Here is a 17,870-nt window from a genome sequence, read left to right as displayed (position 1 = left end):
TCATCGTTCGACTTGCATGTGTTAAGCACGCCGCCAGCGTTCGTCCTGAGCCAGGATCAAACTCTCCATGAATGTTTACCGGTAATCCGGTGCAACACGCACTTAGAGCGGGCCAGTCATGTCGGAATATGACCGACTGACCACTGCGTCCTCGCTGTGTAATTGCCTGCGAGCATCACCCGAAGGCGACCTCACAGGTCTTTTTCAAAGGAACCTCATCCACCGAAGTGGACGGGGTATCAACTTCTGGCGTTGATTTTTGGCACGCTGTTGAGTTCTCAAGGAACGGACGCTTCCTTTGTACTCACCCTCGCGGGCTTTCCTCCGGGCTTTCGTTCTGTTCTTGCGTTTCCGACTCTATCAGACTCTTTCAGGGCCTGACCCCCAGTCAGCGGGGTTTGTCTTCCGGGCCGTTGGGCCCTTCCGACTCCCGAACTCTATTCCATTTCCCGGCTGAGCCATAATCGGCTCTTCGGGAGTGAATTCAGGCATGCCGAATTCGCTCCCGGTGGGAGATCGTGCTGAGTTGGGTGCCGCAACGAGGCGGCGGATTTTGTTGTCGCCAAAACCAGTTGACTCTGGGACAACTCGAAGAACCTTACGGACCCACAGGGGCCGTGTCAACTCCCGAGGTCAGCCCCGGGACTGGACGTCCTCCACGCGGTCCAGCAGGCGCGTCAGCATGTCGCCGAGCACCCCGCGCTCCGCGGTGGAGAGGTCCTGGAGGAGGTCCTCCTCGAAGACCGTCGCCGCGCGCATCGCGTCGAGCCACTTGCTGCGGCCCTCGTCCGTGAGCTCCACGATCACGCGGACCCGGTTGGACTCGTCCCGCTCGCGGGTGACGAGTCCTTCCGCCGTCATGCGGTCGATCCGGTGGGTCATCGCCGCCGGCGTGAGGCCCAGCTGCTTCGCGAGCTCGCTCGGGCCCATCCGGTACGGGGCTCCGGAGATGACGAGGGCCTTGAGGACCTCCCACTCCGCGTTGCTGATGCCCAGGGCCGCGGTCTGGCGTCCGTACGCGACGTTCATGCGGCGGTTCAGGCGGCTCAGTGCCGAGACCACCTTCTCGACCTGGGGGTCGAGGTCCTGGAACTCGCGCTGATAGATGGCGATCTGCTCGTCGAGGCTCGGCTCGTGGACGGGCGTAGCTCCGTCGGGGGTGTCACCCATGGATCGAAGTATCGCACGGAGCCGTTGGCGTCTAACTCCTTCGATGTGTAGAGTTAAGCATCGAAGTTTAGGTATGAAGTCTTCAGGCTTCAGCTTTCAAAGGCAGGTGAGAAGTGACCAGGGTGATGGGCGCTGCGATGCGGCGGATCCAGGCCGGTAACGCGCTGACCGCGTTCGGCATCGGTTTCACGGTTCCGTTCCTCTACATCTACGTGGCGCAGGTGCGGGGTCTCGGCTCCATGGCGGCCACGAGCGCGTTCGTGGCCTTCGCCCTGGGTGCTCTTGTCGCGCTGCCCTTCACCGGTCGGGTCATCGACCGACGCGGTCCCGTCCCTGTCGTGATGGGTGCCGCGGTGGCGGCCTCCGCGGGTGCGCTGTCCCTCGGGCTCTCCACCGGGATCGCGCCGATCCTGCTGTCCGCTCTCGCGCTGGGCGCCGGGCAGGCCGTCATGCAGCCCGCGCTGGCCACGATGATCGTGTGGTGCTCTACGCCGGCCACCCGGACCCGTTCCTTCGCGATGCAGTTCTTCATGCAGAACCTGGGGCTGGGCATCGGCGGTCTCATCGGCGGCCAGATCGTCGACGAGAGCCGTCCCGCGAGCTTCACCCTGCTGTTCGGCATCGAGGCCGTCATGTTCCTGGTGCTGGCGGGCGTCATCCTCACGGTGAAGATGCCGCACGCGCCGAGCATCAAGGACGCCGTGCCGAAGGACCCGTCCGGGGCGGGCGGCGGCTGGCAGCGGCTGGTCCGGCACAAGGCGATGGTCCAGCTGCTGGTGCTGGGCTTCGTGATCTTCTTCGCCTGCTACGGGCAGTTCGAGTCCGGTCTCGCCGCCTTCGGCACGGAGGCCGCGGGGATCTCCCCGTCGACGCTCGGGTTCGCGCTCGCCGCCAACACCGGGGCCATCGTGGTCGCGCAGTTCGTCGTGCTGCGGCTGGTCGAGAAGCGCCGCCGGTCCCGGGTGATCGCGCTGGTCGGCCTGATCTGGACCGTCGCGTGGGTCATCGCCGGGTTCTCGGGTCTGGGGCACGGCAGCGCGACGATGGCCGCGGCCGCGTTCGTCTCTACGTACGCCCTGTTCGGCATCGGCGAGGCCATGCTGTCGCCGACGATGGCGCCGCTGGTGGCCGACCTGGCGCCGGAGGGTTCGGTCGGGCAGTACAACTCGGCCTTCGCGCTGGTCAAGCAGATGGCACTGGCGCTGGGTCCGCTCGGGGTGCCGCTGGGCGCGGGCGTGCCGATGCTCTACATCGGGACCTTCGTCGTCGTGTCGCTCGGGATCGCCGGGCTGGCGCTGCGGATCGGAAAGCGGCTGAGTCCGGAGCAGGACAACCCCTCGCTGTCGCGGGTGGTGGCGCAGGGCGGCCCGGCCGTCGCGGCCAAGGCCTTCGCGGCCAAGACTCCGGTTCCGGCTTCGGTTCCGGCTCCGGCCGCCGCGATCGAGTCGGTGCACGCGTAGCCCATAGGCACACAGGAGAGGAAAGGTCCCGGTCCCGGTGGATCGGGGCCTTTCCTATGCGGCTCCTATGCGGCTCCTATGCGGCTTTGTCGGGCAGGGCGAACTCGCACCAGACGGCCTTGCCGCCTCCCGGGGTGCGGCGGGAGCCCCAGGACGAGGCGATGGTGGCGACGATCGAGATGCCCCGGCCGGTCTCGTCCGCCGGTTCGGCGCGGCGGCGGCGCGGGAGGTGGTCGTCCCCGTCGGTGACCTCGATGATCAGGCGGCGGTCGGTGCGGCGCAGCCGGAGGCGCATGGGCGGGGTGCCGTGCTGGAGGGAGTTCGCGACGAGTTCGCTCGCGGCCAGCACCCCGAGGTCGCACAGCTCGACGGGGAAGCGCCAGGAGGCGAGGACGCCCTGGGCGAAGGCGCGGGCGCGCGGGGCGGCCTCGACGCCGCCGAGGAGTTCCAGGGCGGCGTTGTGGAAGAGCTCGGCGTCGGATCCGGTGCGGGCGGGCTGCTGGAGGACCATGACGGCCACGTCGTCGTCGTGGTCGGCGTCCACGCCGAGGGCGCGCATCAGGCGGTCGCAGATCACCGCCGGGGTGCCCTGGGCGCCGGAGAGGGCGCGCTCCAGGGCGGCGACGCCTTCGTCGATGTCCTCGCCCCGGCGTTCGACCAGGCCGTCGGTGTAGAGGACGGCGGTGGAGCCGGGGCCGAGGGCGATGGTGCCGGAGGTGTGGAGCCAGCCGCCGGTGCCCAGCGGCGGGCCGGTGGGGTCGGCGGCGCGGCGTACGGTGCCGTCCTCGTCGCGGACCAGGATCGGGAGGTGGCCGGCGGAGGCGTACGCGAGCTGGCCCTCGTTGGGGTCGTGGACGGCGTAGACGCAGGTGGCGATCTGGCTGGCGTCGATCTCGGCGGCGAGGCCGTCGAGGAGTTGCAGGACCTCGTGGGGCGGGAGGTCGAGGCGGGCGTACGCGCGGACGGCGGTGCGCAGCTGGCCCATGACGGCGGCGGCGCGGACGCCGCGGCCCATGACGTCGCCGATGACGAGGGCGGTGCGGCCGGCGCCGAGGGTGATGACGTCGTACCAGTCGCCGCCGACGGCCGCCTCGGTGCCGCCGGGCTGGTAGGTGGCGGCGATGCGGAGGTCGTCGGGCTGCTCCAGTTCCTGCGGGAGGAGGGAGCGCTGGAGGGTGACGGCGGCCTCGCGCTGGCGGCGTTCGCTGGCGCGGAGGCGCTCGACGGCCTCGGCGTGGTCGGTGACGTCGGCGAGGTGGATCAGGATGCCGGCGTGGTGGGGGTCGGGTGCGCTTCCGGTGTCGGCCTTGGGGAAGTCGACCGGGGTGCAGGTGACCGTGTACGAGCTGCCGCCGCCGGGTGTGGTGCGGTTCTTGGCCGTACGGGGCTTGCCGCTGCGCTGGACCTGGTCGAGGAGCGGGAGCAGGCCGAGGTCGCCGAGTTCGGGGAGGGACTCGTGGGCCGGGGCGCCGGTGGTGCGGGCGCCGAATCCGGCGGTGTAGGCGTCGTTGAGGTAGGCGACGCGGTGGTCGGGGCCGTGTACGAGGGCGACGAGGGCCGGGAGCCGGCCGAGGACCTCCCGTACGGAGAGCTCGTCGAGGGAGGGCACGGGGGCGGGGGGCGCGGCGGCGCGGGGTGCGGCGCCCGCTCCGGTGTGGCCTCCGGCGGGGGCGCCGGAGGGGGTGCCGGCGCCGGACCCCGTGCCGGAGACGGTGGGGTCGGCTGGGCGCCCGTCCGGCGTGGCGGCGGGTTGGGCGGCGGCGCCGCGGGCGGCCGGGACCGAGCCCTCACCCCGCTTGGCCTGGGCGGCGGCGTGTTCGGACCGGGCGGCGGCGCGGCGCTGCGTTCCGGGGAACCGGGCGCTCCAGCGCGTGAAGTTCACTGCGTTCAAGCCTCGTGGTGTCGCTCGTGGTCGCTGTGTCTCCCCCAGCCACCTCCCTCGGCAGCTGCTGGGGGTGACCCCGGAGGTGTCCCGGGGCCGGTCGCTGGACGGTGTCACTCTGTGCAGGTGTGAGCCCACCTATGGTCACACGTCCAGTGTGGCCGACGGCACTGACAACGTCAGCCTTCGCTGTTCTTCGGGGGTTCCTTCGGTCTCCCGCCTGCGGCGAGTTCGAATTCTGCCCTGGGGTGTTCGAGGGAGCCCAGGGACACGATCTCTCGTTTGAAGAGGCCTGAGAGTGTCCATTCGGCGAGGACGCGCATCTTGCGGTTGAAGGTGGGGACGCGGCTGAGGTGGTAGACCCGGTGCATCAGCCAGGCGGGGTAGCCCTTGAGTTTGCGGCCGTAGACGTGGGCCACGCCCTTGTGGAGGCCGAGGGAGGCGACGGATCCGGCGTACTTGTGCGCGTACTCGGTGAGGAGTTCGCCGCGCAGGGCCGCGAGGAGGTTGTCGGCGAGGGCCTTGGCCTGGCGGACGGCGTGCTGCGCGTTGGGGGCGCATTCGCGACCCTTCTCCTCGGCCGTGATGTCGGGGACGGCCGCGGCGTCACCGGCGGCCCACGCGTGCTCGACGCCCTCGACGGTGAGGAAGGCGGTGCAGGCGAGTCGGCCGCGCTCGTTCTTGGGCAGGTTGGAGGCGGCGATGACCGGGTGCGGTTTGACGCCGGCTGTCCACACGACGGTGCGGGTGGGGAAGCGGGCGCCGTCGCTGAGGACGGCGACGCGGTTCTCGCAGGATTCGAGCCGGGTCTCCAGGCGCAGGTCGATGTTGCGGCGGCGCAGTTCGCGGATCGTGTACGTGCCCATTTCGGGGCCGACTTCGGGGAGGATGCGGTCGCTGGCCTCGACCAGGACCCATTTCATGTCCTCGGGCTTGATGTTGTGGTAGTACCGGGCCGCGTATCGGGCCATGTCCTCCAGTTCGCCGAGGGCCTCGACACCCGCGTATCCGCCGCCGACGAAGACGAAGGTGAGGGCGGCGTCGCGGACGGCCGGGTCGCGGGTGGAGGAGGCGATGTCCATCTGCTCGATGACGTGGTTGCGCAGGCCGATGGCCTCTTCCAGGGTCTTGAATCCGATGGCGTAGTCGGCGAGTCCCGGGATGGGGAGGGTGCGGGAGATGGAGCCGGGGGCGAGGACGAGTTCGTCGTACTCGATCTCGGTCGGGCCGGCGCCCTCCTCCTCGGTGGCGAGGGTGGTGACGGTGGCGATCCGCTTGGTGTGGTCGATGCCGCGGGCCTCGCCGACGACGATGCGGCACTTGTCGAGGACGCGGCGCAGCGGGACCACGACGTGGCGTGGGGAGATCGAGCCGGCCGCGGCTTCGGGGAGGAAGGGCTGGTACGTCATGTACGGCTGGGGGGTGACCACCGTGACCTCGGCTTCTCCGGGTCTCAGCTTCCGCTGGAGGCGCAGGGCCGTGTACATGCCGACGTAGCCGCCGCCGACGACGAGGATGCGCGTCCGGGGCGGGGTACCGGGGGCCGTGCCCCGGGAGTTAGCAGCCTTCACCACCCCATGACGCAACGTGGCCGGGAGTTTGTCCACAGGCCCGACAGATTGTGTGACCGGTGGGGGCGTCGGGACGGGGCTGTCGAGTGACCTGAGTCGGGGTTGAAGTCCGCAGGTCAGAGGCTATGGAGAGGGTGGTTCCGGAGGCTCGCGACGGAAAAGTGGGGGCGAATGCTCCGATCGGGCGGTGGTCCGTCCGGGGCTGCCTCTTCTGAATTGACTCTGGCTCAACTATGTTCGTATGCGTCGAGGAGAACGACCAGGGCCCCGTGACTGTGGCCCCCCTCGACACGAAGGCGGGGACTGTCTCCGGGGGGAGACAAGTGATTACCGGGGGAAACGTATGCACATTTCAGATTTCCATGGCTCTGCGACCGCGCTCTCGGCCGAGAGCGGCGGCCGCGTGATGGCCGGCGGTGCGACCCACGCCGTGGGCCGCTCCACGCCGCTGCGCGTCGACGCCCAGCGGAACCTCGAGCATGTCCTGCGCGCGGCCCGCGAGGTCTTCGGCGAGCTGGGCTACGGGGCTCCGATGGAGGACGTGGCGCGGCGCGCGCGGGTCGGTGTCGGCACGGTGTACCGGCGCTTCCCGAGCAAGGACGTGCTGGTCCGGCGGATAGCCGAGGAGGAGACCGCCCGGCTGACCGAGCAGGCCAAGTCCGCTCTGGGCCAGGAGGAGGAGCCGTGGCAGGCGCTGTCGTGCTTCCTGCGCACCTCCGTGGCCTCGGGCGCGGGGCGGCTGCTGCCGCCGCAGGTGCTGCGGGTCGGTTCGGCCGGTGAGGACGGCGTCGAGGAGACGGAGGCGGCGCGGGTTCCGCACCAGCGCCAGGCCGGCGTGACCGGGGCACCGGATCTGCGGGTCGTGGGCTCGCGGGTGTCCGTCGAGGACGAGCCCTCGGAGGACGCGGGCGCGGGTGCGCTGCTGGAGGTCGTCGGCCGGCTGGTGGACCGCGCCCGGGAGGCGGGTGCGCTGCGGACCGATGTCACGGTGGCCGATGTGCTGCTGGTGATAGCGACCGCCGCACCGGCGCTGCCGGACCCGGCGCAGCAGGCCGCGGCGTCGGCCCGGCTGCTCGACATCCTGCTTGAGGGGCTGCGGTCGCGGACGGTGTGAGCGGCGCGGGAGCTTCCGCGGTGAGGGTTCTTGAGGTCTGACTCGAAGTACATCGTCTCCTCGTACATCGTCTCCTTGAACGGCTGCTCGCTCGAACGAGTGAGGATCGGTACGGCGATTCGCCGGATTGTGCCCAGATGGGTGGATGGCGGGGAGACGGCTTCGGCGTGCGCTCGCCGTGTGCCACGCTGGATCGGTGTACCGGTCTGAGTGTGTCGTGCGGGGGCTTCCTCGATGAGCGTTGACGGGCGGGACGAGTCACTCGGCGGCTTCGGCGGAGACGCCGAGATCGGGGCCGGTACGGGAACCGGAACTGGTACCGGTGACGGGACGGGGAGCGGGGCCGAGGCCGGCAGCCTGCCCGCGCGGCAGGTGCCGGCGCAGCGCGACCGGGTCGGGCGGCATGCGGCTCCCGGGGGCGGGTCTTCTCGCGGCTCCCGGGCTCGGGGGACTTCCGGGGATCCTGGGGCTTCTGGGGCTTCTGGGGCTTCTGGGGCTTCTGGGCGTGAACTGCCACCTTCCGACGCCGACTTGGTCGTCCGGATGCGTGGTGGGGACGACGGTGCGTACGAGGAGCTGTTCCGCCGTCACGCCGACGCCGTGCGGCGCTACGCGCGGAGCTGCTGCCGGGACGGGCACACCGCCGACGACCTGACCGCCGAGGTGTTCGCGCGGACGCTGCAGGCGGTACGGGGCGGGGCCGGGCCGGACCAGTCGGTGCGGGCCTACCTGCTGACCACGGTGCGCCGGGTCGCGGCCGCCTGGGCGAAGACCGCGCGGCGGGAGCAACTCGTCGAGGACTTCGCGCTCTTCGCCGAGCAGGCCGCCGCCGGCGCCGAGAGCGGGGTCGGGCGGTCCGGGGACGACACCCTGGCACTGGGCGCCGATGTACGGGCGATGCACGAGGCGGAGCGGTCGCTGGCCATGCAGGCGTTCCGCAGCCTTCCCGAGCGGTGGCAGGCCGTGCTGTGGCACACCACCGTCGAAGAAGCCTCGCCGAGCGCGATCGCCCCGCTGTTCGGGCTGAGCGCCAACGCGACCGCGGTGCTGGCCAGCCGGGCCCGCGAAGGTCTCAAGCAGGCCTATCTGCAGGCGCATGTGAGCTCGGCCCTGAGTGAGGGCGGGGACTGCGCGCGGCATGCGGACCGGCTCGGCGCGTATGCCCGGGGCGGGCTGCGGGTGCGGGCGGAACGGGGGCTGCGCAAGCATCTGGAGGAGTGCGTGAAGTGCCGGCTGGCGGCCGGGGAGCTCAAGGACGTCAACGCCGGCATTCCCGCGCTGCTGCCGGTCGCGGTCATCGGGTGGTTCGCCGCCGGGTACGCGGCCAAGGCGGCCGGTGTGGTGGCCGGCGGGGCCGTCGCCGCGGGTGGGGCGGGTGCTGCCGCCGCTGCCGCCGGCGGGTCCACGGCGGCTGGTGGGGCGGGGACGGGGGCTGCCGCTGGCGCCGGCGGGTCCGCGGCGGCTGGTGGGGCGGGGGCAGGGGCTGCGGGTGGTGCCGCCGGGGCCGCTAGTGGGGCTGGTGGTACCGCCGGGGCCGCTGGTGGGGCTGCCGGTGGTGCCGCCGGGGCTGCCGGTGGTGCCGCTGGTGGTGCCGGTGGGGCCGGGGCGGGGGGCGGGGTCGGGGGTGCGGTGGTCTCCGAGGGGCTGGGGCTGCCGGCCAAGGCCGCGCTGGCCGCCGGAATCGCCGTCGCCGCGGCCGCCGGGGTGGTGTTCGCGCTGGCCGGGGATGACCCCGAGCCACCGGTACGGGCGCGGCCCGTGCCGAGCGTGGCCGCGCCGGTGGTGCCGGTTCCGGAGGTTTCCGCCCCGCCCCGGCCGAAGCCGAGCCCGACGGTGGCGAAGACACCGGCCGCGAAGCGATCCGTACAGCCTGCGCGGACTACTCCCCCGCCGTCGCCCAGGCCCACGCCCTCGGCTTCGCGCTCGCAGGCGGCGCTGCCCGAGGCGCCGAAGCCCTCGCCCAGCCGGGCGAAGCCCTCGCCGACGCCGAGCGCGGCCAAGCCGGCCCCCAGGCCGACCCCGGCGCCGCCGCAGGGCTTTCAACTGGCCCGGATCGACCAGTCGGTTGCGGGCGACCACAGTGCTCCCGAGCTGCGGACCTGGCGCAGCAGCTGGGTATGGCAGCGCGGTGGGCTGGAGATCGACGGCCGGCGGTACGCGCAGGGAATCACCGTCAACTCCCGTTCCTCGGTGGAGATCGCCCTCAACCGGCAGTGCACCGCGTTCTCGGCGCGGGCCGGGGTGGACGGCCTGTCGAAGTTCACCGACGGCTCGGTGTGGTTCTCGGTGTACGCGGACGGGCAGCGGCTGTGGCAGTCCGCCGCCCTCGGGTACGAGGATCCGGCGGCGGCCGTGCAGGTCTCGCTGGCCGGGCGCAAGACGCTGAGGCTGGTGGTGGAGCGGGTCGGGGACGGCCGTCTGCCGGCCCTCGCGAGCTGGGCGGACTCCGTGATCAGCTGCCGGTGAGGGGGCTGAGGGCGAGGGGGCTGCCGGTGAGGAGGCTGACGACCTCGTCCGGGGTGAGTGCGGCGCCGGCGGCCTCCTCCTCGGCCTGGCGGTCCGGGCCGAGCGCTGCGCGGGTGCGTTCCGGGAGGTCGTGCAGGGCCATCTGCTCCGGGACCGAGCGGGGATGGCCCGCGCGCCAGGCGGTGGCCGCGGCGAAGGCCCGTACGGAGTCGGCGGGGCGGTCGGCGGCGGCCAGCAGCACGGCCGCGGTCTCGGCGAGGGAGGCCAGGACGCGTTCCGCGCAGCGTGCGGCGACGGCGGTGGCCAGCACCGGCCCGACCTTGGCCAGCCCTGCCGCCGGACCGTGCTCGCGGGCGGTGAGGATGGCGTCCACGTTGTCGATCCCGGCGGTGAGCTGCGGGGGCACCGTCAGCATTCCGGCCTGGGCGCGGGCCCGCTCGCATTCGGCGCGGGCCTGCTCGGGCGCGCCCCGGAAGAGGGCGATCAGCGCGGCGATGAGCCGGCCGTAGGCGCGGACGTCGTACACGCCGCCGAACCGGTCGGCTTCGAGGTCCGCCTGCGCCAGTGCGCGCTCGGCGCTCTCGAAATCGCCGACGCAGAAGGTGGTCTCCGCGATACGGGCCAGGGCGAAGGGCACCTCGATGTGGGCGCCGACCTCGCGTGCGAGGCGCAGGCACTCCTCGTACTCGGCGCGGGCCGCCCCGTACTGGCCGTGGGAGAGCGCGAACTCGCCTGCGGCACTGGCGACCTGGGCGCGGATCCAGCGGTCGCCGACGCGGTGGGCCATCTCGTGGAGCTCGGCGAGGTCCTGTTCGACGGTCGGCAGGCCGCCGGTGCTGTCGATGGCGACGTGGGTGCGGAATATGAGGGCGGCGCCGAGTTCCCAGTCACCGGCGTGGCGGCGGCAGTTCTCGACCGTCTCATCGAGGTGGGTCGGGACGTCGAGGGCGTTGCCGGTGAGGAACCCGGTCAGGGGCCAGAGCATGCCGGGGAAGCGGGCGGATTCCGGCCCGTTGCGGCGGAACGCCTCCTTGATGTGGGCGGCGAGGTCGAGGTACTCGGGCGTGCGGAACTCCTCGATCGGGCGGCCCTCGGCGAGGAGGAGGATGTGGAGTATCTGGAGGCGCATGAAGCGCCAGTACGAGGGTGAGTCCTCGGGTGGGTTCGCGGGTGGCTCCGCGGGTGGCTCCGCGGGTGGCTCCGCTGGGGTGACGGCGAGGATGCGGGCGGTCCATTCGGCGCCTTCGAGGCGGTAGTTGCGCAGCCACCAGAACCAGCCGAGGGCGAGGGCGAGGCGCTGGGCGGTCTCGGCGTACGGGGCGGTGCGGGGGTCGCCGGTGCGGGGGTCGCCGGTGCCGGCGGTGGGCGCGGCGGCGGCGGTGGGCGCGGCGGCGGCGGTGGGCGCGGCGGCGGCGCGGATGGCGGTCTCCAGCGCGGTGCGGAGGTTGTCGAACTCCGTCTCGACGCGGTGGATCCAGGGGAGCTGGGCGGCGGACCGGAGGAGGGGTTCCGCCTCCTCGGCGAAGGCCAGGAAGTGGGCGGTGTGGCGGCGGGCGGTCTCGGCCCGGTCCCGCGGGTCGGCTGCGGCGCGCTCGGCGGCGTACTCACGGATGGTTTCGAGCAGGCGGTAGCGCATGCCGGTTCCGGGGTCCCGGTCGGTTGTGGGGGTGGGCGGCGGCTCGGCGAGGACGAGGGACTTGTCGATGAGGGAGCCGAGCGAGTCGGGGACGTCGAGGCCCGTCCCGTCGGCGCACACCGTCTCGGCGGCGGCCAGGTCGCAGCCGCCGGCGAAGACGGACAGGCGGCGCAGGACGGTGCGCTCGGGTGCGGTGAGCAGGTCCCAGGACCAGTCGACGACGGCGCGCAGGGTCTGCTGGCGGGGCAGGACGGTGCGGGCGCCGCTGGTCAGGAGCCGGAAGCGGTCGTCGAGGCGGTCGGCGATCTGGCGCGGGGTCAGCAGACGCAGCCGGGCGGCGGCCAGCTCGATCGCGAGCGGGAGTCCGTCCAGGCGCCGGCAGATCTCGGCGCAGGCGGCCGGATCCTCGTCGGTGGTGAAGCCGGGACGGGCCGAGGCGCCGCGGTCGGCGAGGAGCCGCAGCGCGACGGGGTCGGGCAGCGGCTCGACGGGGCGCAGCGTCTCCCCCGGTACACCGAGAGGTTCGCGGCTGGTGGCCAGGATCCGGACTCCCGGGCAGTGGGTCAGGAGCCGTTCCGCGAGTTCGGCGGCCGCGCCGATGACGTGCTCGCAGTTGTCCAGGACGAGGAGCAGGCGGCGGTGCGCGCAGTGCTCCACGAGGAGGTCGGTGGGCGCGTCGGGGACGGTCATCTCGCGGGCGACGAGGGCGTTCTCGCGCAGGCCGAGGACGCTGAGGACGGCGTCGGGGACGGCGCCGGGGTGGTCGAGACGGGCGAGTTCGACGAGCCAGCCGGGTTCGGAGTGGGCGGCGGCCGCGTGCTCGGCGAGGCGGGTCTTTCCGGAACCGCCGGGGCCGGTGAGGGTGATGAGTCGGAACCGGGCCAGGTCGGTGTGGAGCGCGGCGAGTTCGGGCTCGCGCCCGACGAAGGAGGTGAGTCGGGGGCGCAGATTCCCGGCGGGCCGGGGCGGCGAGGGCTGCGCGGCGGACGAGGGCAGCGCGGCAGACGCGGGCAGCGCGGCAGACGCGGGCAGCGCGGCAGACGCGGGCAGCGCGGCAGACGCGGGCAGCGCGGCAGACGCGGACGGCGCGGACGGCGCGGACGGCGCGGACGGCGCGGACGGCGCGGACGGCGCGGGCTGTAAGGGCGACGCGGCAGGCGCGGGCAGCGCGGGCTCCATGGCGAACGCGGGCTGTGCGGGCGGTGCGGCAGGCGCGTGCAGTGAGGTGGGCGCCGGCGACGTGGGCGGTGAGGGCGGCGCGGCGGGCGCGGACGGCGCGGTGGACGCGGGCAGCGCGGGCCGTGTGGTGGGCGCCGACGGCGCGGGCGGTGAGGGCGGCGCGGCAGGCGTGGACGGCGCGGCGGACGCGGGCAGCGCGGGCTCCATGGCGAACGTGGGCGGCGCGGCGGACGCGGGCAGCGCGGTGGGTGCGGCGGGTGCGGGTGGCTGGAGGAGTTCCGCGTGCAGGGCGGTGAGTTCGGGGCCGGGGTCGGTGCCGAGGCATTCGGCGAGGGTGCGGCGGGTGCGGTCGTACGCGGCGAGGGCGTCGGCGGGGCGGCCGGCGGCGCGGAGGGCGCGGAGCTGCTGGGCGCGGAGGGGTTCGTCGTACGGGTGCTCCTGGATCAGGGTCTCGATCTCGGGGAGCAGGGACGCCGGGTCGGTGCGGCCGCTTCTCAACTCGGCCTCGACGCGGTCGCGGAGTGCGGCGGCCCGGTGGGCCTCGGGGGCGGCGGCGTGGTGAGTGCGGGCGGGCTCGGGGAGGTCGGCGAGGGCGGGGCCGCGCCAGAGGGCGAGGGCGGAGCGGAGGGTTGTGGCGGCGGTGGCGGGGTCGGTGGTCAGCTCCTGGGCGCCTTGGCGGGTGAGCCGGGTGAAACGGTGGAGGTCGATGTCGTCGCGGGCGGCGGCGAGGCGGTAGCCGCCGGCGGGGTCGGCGTGGATGGTGTCGCGGCCGCCGAGGGTGCGGCGGAGCCGGGCCACGAGGGCCTGGAGCGCGGCGGGGGCATCCCTGGGCGGGGCGTCGCCCCAGACGTCGTCGACCAGGTCGGAGACGGACGCGGCGGCCGGTCCGCCGGCGCGGAGGGCGAGGGCGGCGAGCAGCGCGCGCAGGCGGGCGCCGCCGATGGGGAGGGGGGCGCCGGTCTCGTCGCGCGCCTGGGTGACGCCAAGGATGAGGTACCGCACCGGGCAATTCTGCCTTGCCCCTGCCGGGGGCGGGTGGGGGTTTCCGAGGCGCTGCCCCGGACCCTCGCGCCCCGATCGCCGACGCGGCTGGTTTTGCCCGGCGCCCCTGCCGCTCCGGCGGCGGGGCGGTACGGACGCGGCGCGCGGCGGTGCGGCCGGGTCGCCGCACGGCGGCGGGAACCGCGCGGCGACGCGGCCGACGCGAGGTCCCGGCCAGGCCGGCGCCCCGGGCAGCGGGGCCAGCGCGGGGCGGACAGGGTCCCGGCTGGGTCGGCACCCCGGGGGGCGCAGGCCGCGAGGGCGGACGGTGGTCCAGCTAGGGCGGCGCGCGCAGACGGCGCAGGGCAGCGGGGCCGACGCGGGGTCCCGGCTAGGCGGCCCGCGGTCCGGGTCGCAGCCGCAGGCAACGGGGCCAGCGCGAGGCCGACGGACCCGGCTGGGCCAGCGCTCCAGGGAGGCGGGGCCAGCGCGGGCGAAGGGGGCCCGGCGGGGCGTCGGGTCGGTGCCGCAGTCAGCGGGGGCGGACGGGGTCCGGCAAGGGCGGCGCCCGGAGACGGCCCAGGGCAGCGGGGCCGACGCGGGGTCCCAGCTAGGCCCGCGCTCCGGGTCGGCGCCGCAGGCAGCGGGGCCGACGGGGGTCGGCTGGGCCTGCGCCCCAGGGGGGCGGGGCCAGCGCGGGGCGGACGGGGGCCCGGCTCGGTCAGCGCTCCGGGGGCGGGGGCCGAGCGGCCGACCCGGGCGAGGCGGGTGCCAAGCGGGCACCAGCGAGCGGTCGGCGAGGCCAGGCGGGTCGGTCCGGGCCGACCGAGCGGAAAGGGTGGCCAGGCGGGGCCATGCATCCCGGCCCGGCCAGGCGGAAGGCCCGGCTGGGCCGGCGCCCCCGGCAGCGGCCCAGGCAGCGGGGCCAGCGCGGGGCGGACGGGGGCCCGGCTGGGTCGGCACCCCGGGCCGGCCCCAGGGGGCGGCGGGGCTGCGGCCGAACAGGCAGGACTCGGCCGGACCCGGGGCCCCGGACCCAGGCGCGGGCGCGGGCGCCCCAGGCGGGGTGCCCGAGACGGGGGTGCCCCAGACGGGAGTGCCAAGCAGGTCGGCACAGCCAGGCGGCCGACCGGGCGCGGTCGGCTGCGCGACAGGCATGGACGGCGCGGCGGACGCGGGCAGCGCGGGCGCCATGGCGAACGCGGGCGGCGCGGCAGGCACGGTGGGCACGGGCCGTGCGGACGGTGAGGGCTGCGCGGGCGCGGTCGGCTGCGCGGTGTCGGGCTCGGCCGGGCGGTGTCGGCCGGGCGGTGTCGGGCTCGGCCGGGTCGGGCTCGGCCGGGGCAGGGTCGGCCGGGGCAGGGTCGGCCGGGTCGGGCTCGGCCGGGGCAGGGTCGGCCGGGGCAGGGTCGGCCGGGGCAGGGTCGGCCGGGGCGCCTCGCCGGGCTTGGGTCCCGTCGTCGAAGTAGCGCCGGTAAGGCTCGCGTCGTCCGGTGCCGTGCATCGCAAGGCGGAGGGGTGCCCTCGCACTGGACGCACTTGGGCGCTCCGACAACGCGGCGAGGTGTGGTGCCAGGCGGCGCGGGCCAGCGGCACTCCGACAACGCGGCAAATGTGATGCCGGACGGCGCGGGCCAGAGGGCAGCTCGTAGCGGCACTCCGACAACGCGGCAGCGAGGTGCGGTGCCGGACGGCGCGGGCCAGGGGGCACCCTCCGTGGGGCCCCGGACGGAGTCTGGGGGAGGTGGCTGGGGGGACGGGCTTTGGTGGCCGGGATTAGGACAGGGCCGGGCGGCGGAGGGGGATGCCGGTGGGGACCGCGCGGCGGCGGGGGGTGGAGGTGCCCGTCCAGCAGGTGCCGCGGCGGGCCAGCAGGCGGCCGAGCCACAGCTCCATCGAGACGAGCTCGGCCAGCCCGTCCAGCGGAACCGGGCGGCCGTCCGCCGCGTCGAGCAGGGCCTGTTGGACGACGCGAGCCTCGATCAGGCCCGCGTCCGCCAGGAGCGGGGCCGTGAACAGGTCCAGCAGGGAGGTCAGGGCGGCGCGCAGACCCAGCCGGGTCGCCGTCTCGTTCGGGGCGTGGGCCGTGGCGCCCCAGCCCGGCGGGAGGTCGCGGACGCCGGCGGAGGACAGGACGCCGCGCAGGATCGCGGCCCGCGCCCCGGGCTGGACGCGCAGGGACTCGGGGAGCGCGCGGGCCGCCCGTAGCACCTGGTTGTCCAGGAACGGCGCGTGGAGGCGCTGGCTCCGGACCTCCACGGCCTGTTCGAAGACCCGGTGGTCGGCGGCGTGGCGGGTCAGGACGGCCCGGGCGCGCGCCTCCCCCGGCCGCAGGGAGAACGGGGGGCGTCCGGCGGCGGCCGCGAGGCGGATCGATACTTCCGCGAGGGCTTCGCCGGTCAGCCAGGCCGCCGCCGGCCCGGGCCGGGACCAGGTCAGGGCGGCGAGGGAGGCATCGACCGGAGTGGAGACGCCGCCCGCCACGCAGCCCTCGCGCAGCCTGGCCGCCGCCGCCTCCAGGCCCGCGCGGTACGGCGTACGGGCCAGCCGGCGGGCCGCCGAATAGACGGAGAACGGGACCAGCAGGGAGTCCCCGGGCGTGGCGCGGGCCAGGGCCGCGACCGGGCGCAGCAGGTGGCGTCTGCGGCGGTCCATCAGGAGGTCGGCCATCCGGGCCGGGTGGGCGTCCAGGACCTGCCGGGCCCCGTGGCCGACGAAGTGATCGGCCGAGCCGGCGGCGAGTCGGCGCCGCTCGCGGGCCGCGAAGACGAGCGACGGTCCCGGTTCGTCGGTCAGCGGCCCGTCGAGTTCGGCGTACGGGAGGGCTTCCTCGGCGGCGGCCACGACGACGTGGTGGAGGCGGGGGTTGGAGGCGATGGCGTGGGCGCGTTCGAGTTCGTCCTCGCGGCCCTGCGGGGTGGTGAGGTCGTTGAAGGTGACGGCGAGGAGCCGCTCCCCGGACTGCTTCAGGACCGTGCCCGGCGCCCCCGGCAGCCCGGCGGCGAGGAGCGCGAGCGTCGCGGAGGCGCTGCCTCCGGAGAGGTCGGCGCCCACCCCCGGCGCGGGGGCCGGGGCGCCCCGGGCCGCGCGCCGGTCGGCCGGGCCCATTCCGGGCACCGGGCCGGGATCGGGTACCAGCGTGTCGGGAGCATGCCGGGGTGCCGTGAGCCGGGCGCGCACCGCGTCCACCAATGCTTCGCGTACGCCCTCCACCGCGCGGTCCGGGTCGGCTTCGGGCGCGGCCACCGCGAGCGAGGCCACCGGCTCGTACCCGGCGATCTCCCGGGAGCCCTCGCGCAGGATCAGCGTGTGCCCGGGCGGGATGCGGCGGACTCCTACGTACGGTGTGCCGTCGCCCAGTGCCTCCGGACTGTCGGGGCACGCCAGCAGGGCGGCGAGGTGGCCGATGTCGAGCTGTGCCTCGATGAGGTCGGCGAGGGGGAGCGCGGCGGTGGCGTACGCGGTCCCGCCCGCCCAGGGTGTGTAGAAGACGGGCCGGGCGCCCGCGAGGTCGCCCAGGACGGTGATGCGGCGGCCGGCCTGGACGACGGCGGTGTAGCTGCCGGACCACTCGGTGAGGTGGCGCAGGGCCCCACCGCGGGCGGCGTACAGGGCGCGGCGCAGCTCGGCGTCGGTGGCGCCGCAGCAGCCGAGGACGGCGAGGCGGGTGAAGGGATCGGCGGGGTCGGCGGTGACGGTGCGGATCTCGTCGGGGCGCCAGTCGCCGACCGCCCAGAGGGGGTCGGGGTCGCCCCAGAGGAGCTGGGAGCCGACGGGGTGGACGGTGCGTTCGGCGTCCGGGGAGAGGTCGTCCGGGTGGTCGGCGTCCGCGAGGCCGCCGCGCAGGGGGCCGCCGTATCCAGGGCCGCCACGTCCGGGCCCCCCGTATCCGGGCCCGCCACGTCCGGGGCCGTCCTGCCCAGGGCCGTCCTGCCCAGGGCCGTCCTGCCCAGGGCCGTCCTGCCCAGGGCCGTTCTGCCCGGGCCTGCCGTATCCGGGGCTGCCGTATCCAGGGCCGTCGGCATCGCCGTATCCGTACTGGCCGGGACCCTGGCTGGACCTCTGGCCGGACCTCTGGCCGGAGACCCGTCCCGCCGTGCCGAAGCTCGCGGCGATACTGCTCCACCCGACCAACCAGCGCACCGCCGCCTCCCCAGCCTGTGGGCAAATGACCGGGGCACGAACGGCATGGTCAGCGCTGAGGGCGCGGCCGGCTGGACCCCGGGTGGCTCCGGGTCCATGCTGCCACGAGACGGGCGTGCGGGAGGGGTTAAGGGGGCGCACACGCAAACGAACACGCCCCCGCCACGCGGTATTTGGCGTTCCGTTCCCACCGCCCCATAGGTCGGTTTCAGCCATTCTTGAGCCGTCCCCCACGCACCTGACGCTACGACCTGACGGCGCGTGAACA

9 protein-coding genes and 1 rRNA gene are annotated in these 17,870 nt (G+C 74.7%); 3 read left to right on the top strand and 7 right to left on the bottom strand.

Annotated elements, in window-relative coordinates; genetic code table 11:
* Positions 1-72: ribosomal RNA gene (locus MTF65_RS16300) — 16S ribosomal RNA — on the bottom strand; the annotation flags it as partial.
* A gap of 561 nt (positions 73-633) precedes the next feature.
* Complete coding sequence (locus tag MTF65_RS16295) at positions 634-1,170, bottom strand: MarR family winged helix-turn-helix transcriptional regulator (protein WP_243629398.1); 537 nt, start codon at positions 1,168-1,170, stop codon at positions 634-636.
* A gap of 125 nt (positions 1,171-1,295) precedes the next feature.
* On the opposite strand from MTF65_RS16295, the gene MTF65_RS16290 reads away from it, so the two are divergent.
* Positions 1,296-2,630 carry an MFS transporter gene (locus tag MTF65_RS16290; protein WP_243629397.1) on the top strand — a complete coding sequence of 445 codons (1,335 nt, stop codon included), beginning with the start codon at positions 1,296-1,298 and terminating at the stop codon, positions 2,628-2,630.
* Positions 2,631-2,706: 76 nt separating this feature from the next.
* On the opposite strand, the gene MTF65_RS16285 is transcribed toward MTF65_RS16290, so the two are convergent.
* Positions 2,707-4,512: an ATP-binding SpoIIE family protein phosphatase gene (locus MTF65_RS16285; RefSeq protein WP_243629427.1), complete on the bottom strand. Its 1,806-nt coding sequence runs from the start codon at positions 4,510-4,512 to the stop codon at positions 2,707-2,709.
* Positions 4,513-4,691: 179 nt separating this feature from the next.
* On the bottom strand, positions 4,692-6,086 hold the full coding sequence (locus tag MTF65_RS16280; RefSeq protein WP_243629396.1) for an FAD-dependent oxidoreductase: 1,395 nt from the start codon (positions 6,084-6,086) through the stop codon (positions 4,692-4,694).
* Between the two features lie 340 nt (positions 6,087-6,426).
* Between MTF65_RS16280 and MTF65_RS16275 the strand changes: the two genes are divergently transcribed.
* Positions 6,427-7,197, top strand: coding sequence for a TetR/AcrR family transcriptional regulator (locus tag MTF65_RS16275; protein WP_243629395.1), 771 nt, complete (start codon positions 6,427-6,429; stop codon positions 7,195-7,197).
* A 258-nt stretch (positions 7,198-7,455) separates the two neighbouring features.
* Here the strand turns inward: MTF65_RS16275 and MTF65_RS16270 are convergent, their stop codons facing one another.
* Positions 7,456-7,602, bottom strand: coding sequence for a hypothetical protein (locus tag MTF65_RS16270; protein WP_243629394.1), 147 nt, complete (start codon positions 7,600-7,602; stop codon positions 7,456-7,458).
* A 138-nt stretch (positions 7,603-7,740) separates the two neighbouring features.
* Here MTF65_RS16270 and MTF65_RS16265 point away from each other — a divergent pair, with 138 nt between their 5' ends.
* Complete coding sequence (locus tag MTF65_RS16265; protein WP_243629393.1) at positions 7,741-9,663, top strand: sigma-70 family RNA polymerase sigma factor; 1,923 nt, start codon at positions 7,741-7,743, stop codon at positions 9,661-9,663.
* Here the strand turns inward: MTF65_RS16265 and MTF65_RS16260 are convergent.
* Both MTF65_RS16260 and MTF65_RS16255 read right to left on the bottom strand, forming a co-directional pair.
* Positions 9,650-13,480, bottom strand: coding sequence for a BTAD domain-containing putative transcriptional regulator (locus MTF65_RS16260; protein WP_243629426.1), 3,831 nt, complete (start codon positions 13,478-13,480; stop codon positions 9,650-9,652). The genes MTF65_RS16265 and MTF65_RS16260 overlap by 14 nt on opposite strands.
* 1,755 nt (positions 13,481-15,235) lie before the next feature.
* Entirely contained in the window at positions 15,236-17,602 is a 2,367-nt protein-coding gene (locus tag MTF65_RS16255) for an asparagine synthase-related protein (RefSeq protein WP_243629392.1), read from the bottom strand.
* Positions 17,603-17,870 lie beyond the last annotated feature (268 nt).

It is taken from the genome of Streptomyces sp. APSN-46.1 (assembly GCF_022815725.1).
GTDB lineage: Bacteria > Actinomycetota > Actinomycetes > Streptomycetales > Streptomycetaceae > Streptomyces.
This window is presented reverse-complemented; position numbering and strand designations above follow the sequence as displayed.

Excerpts from the sequence above, each read along its gene's own strand:
- MTF65_RS16295 (WP_243629398.1), bottom strand. The coding sequence starts at position 1,170 with ATGGGTGACACCCCCGACGGAGCTACGCCCGTCCACGAGCCGAGCCTC.
- MTF65_RS16290 (WP_243629397.1), top strand. The coding sequence starts at position 1,296 with ATGGGCGCTGCGATGCGGCGGATCCAGGCCGGTAACGCGCTGACCGCG.
- MTF65_RS16275 (WP_243629395.1), top strand. The coding sequence starts at position 6,427 with ATGCACATTTCAGATTTCCATGGCTCTGCGACCGCGCTCTCGGCCGAG.
- MTF65_RS16270 (WP_243629394.1), bottom strand. The coding sequence starts at position 7,602 with ATGCCGCCCGACCCGGTCGCGCTGCGCCGGCACCTGCCGCGCGGGCAG.
- MTF65_RS16265 (WP_243629393.1), top strand. The coding sequence starts at position 7,741 with ATGCGTGGTGGGGACGACGGTGCGTACGAGGAGCTGTTCCGCCGTCAC.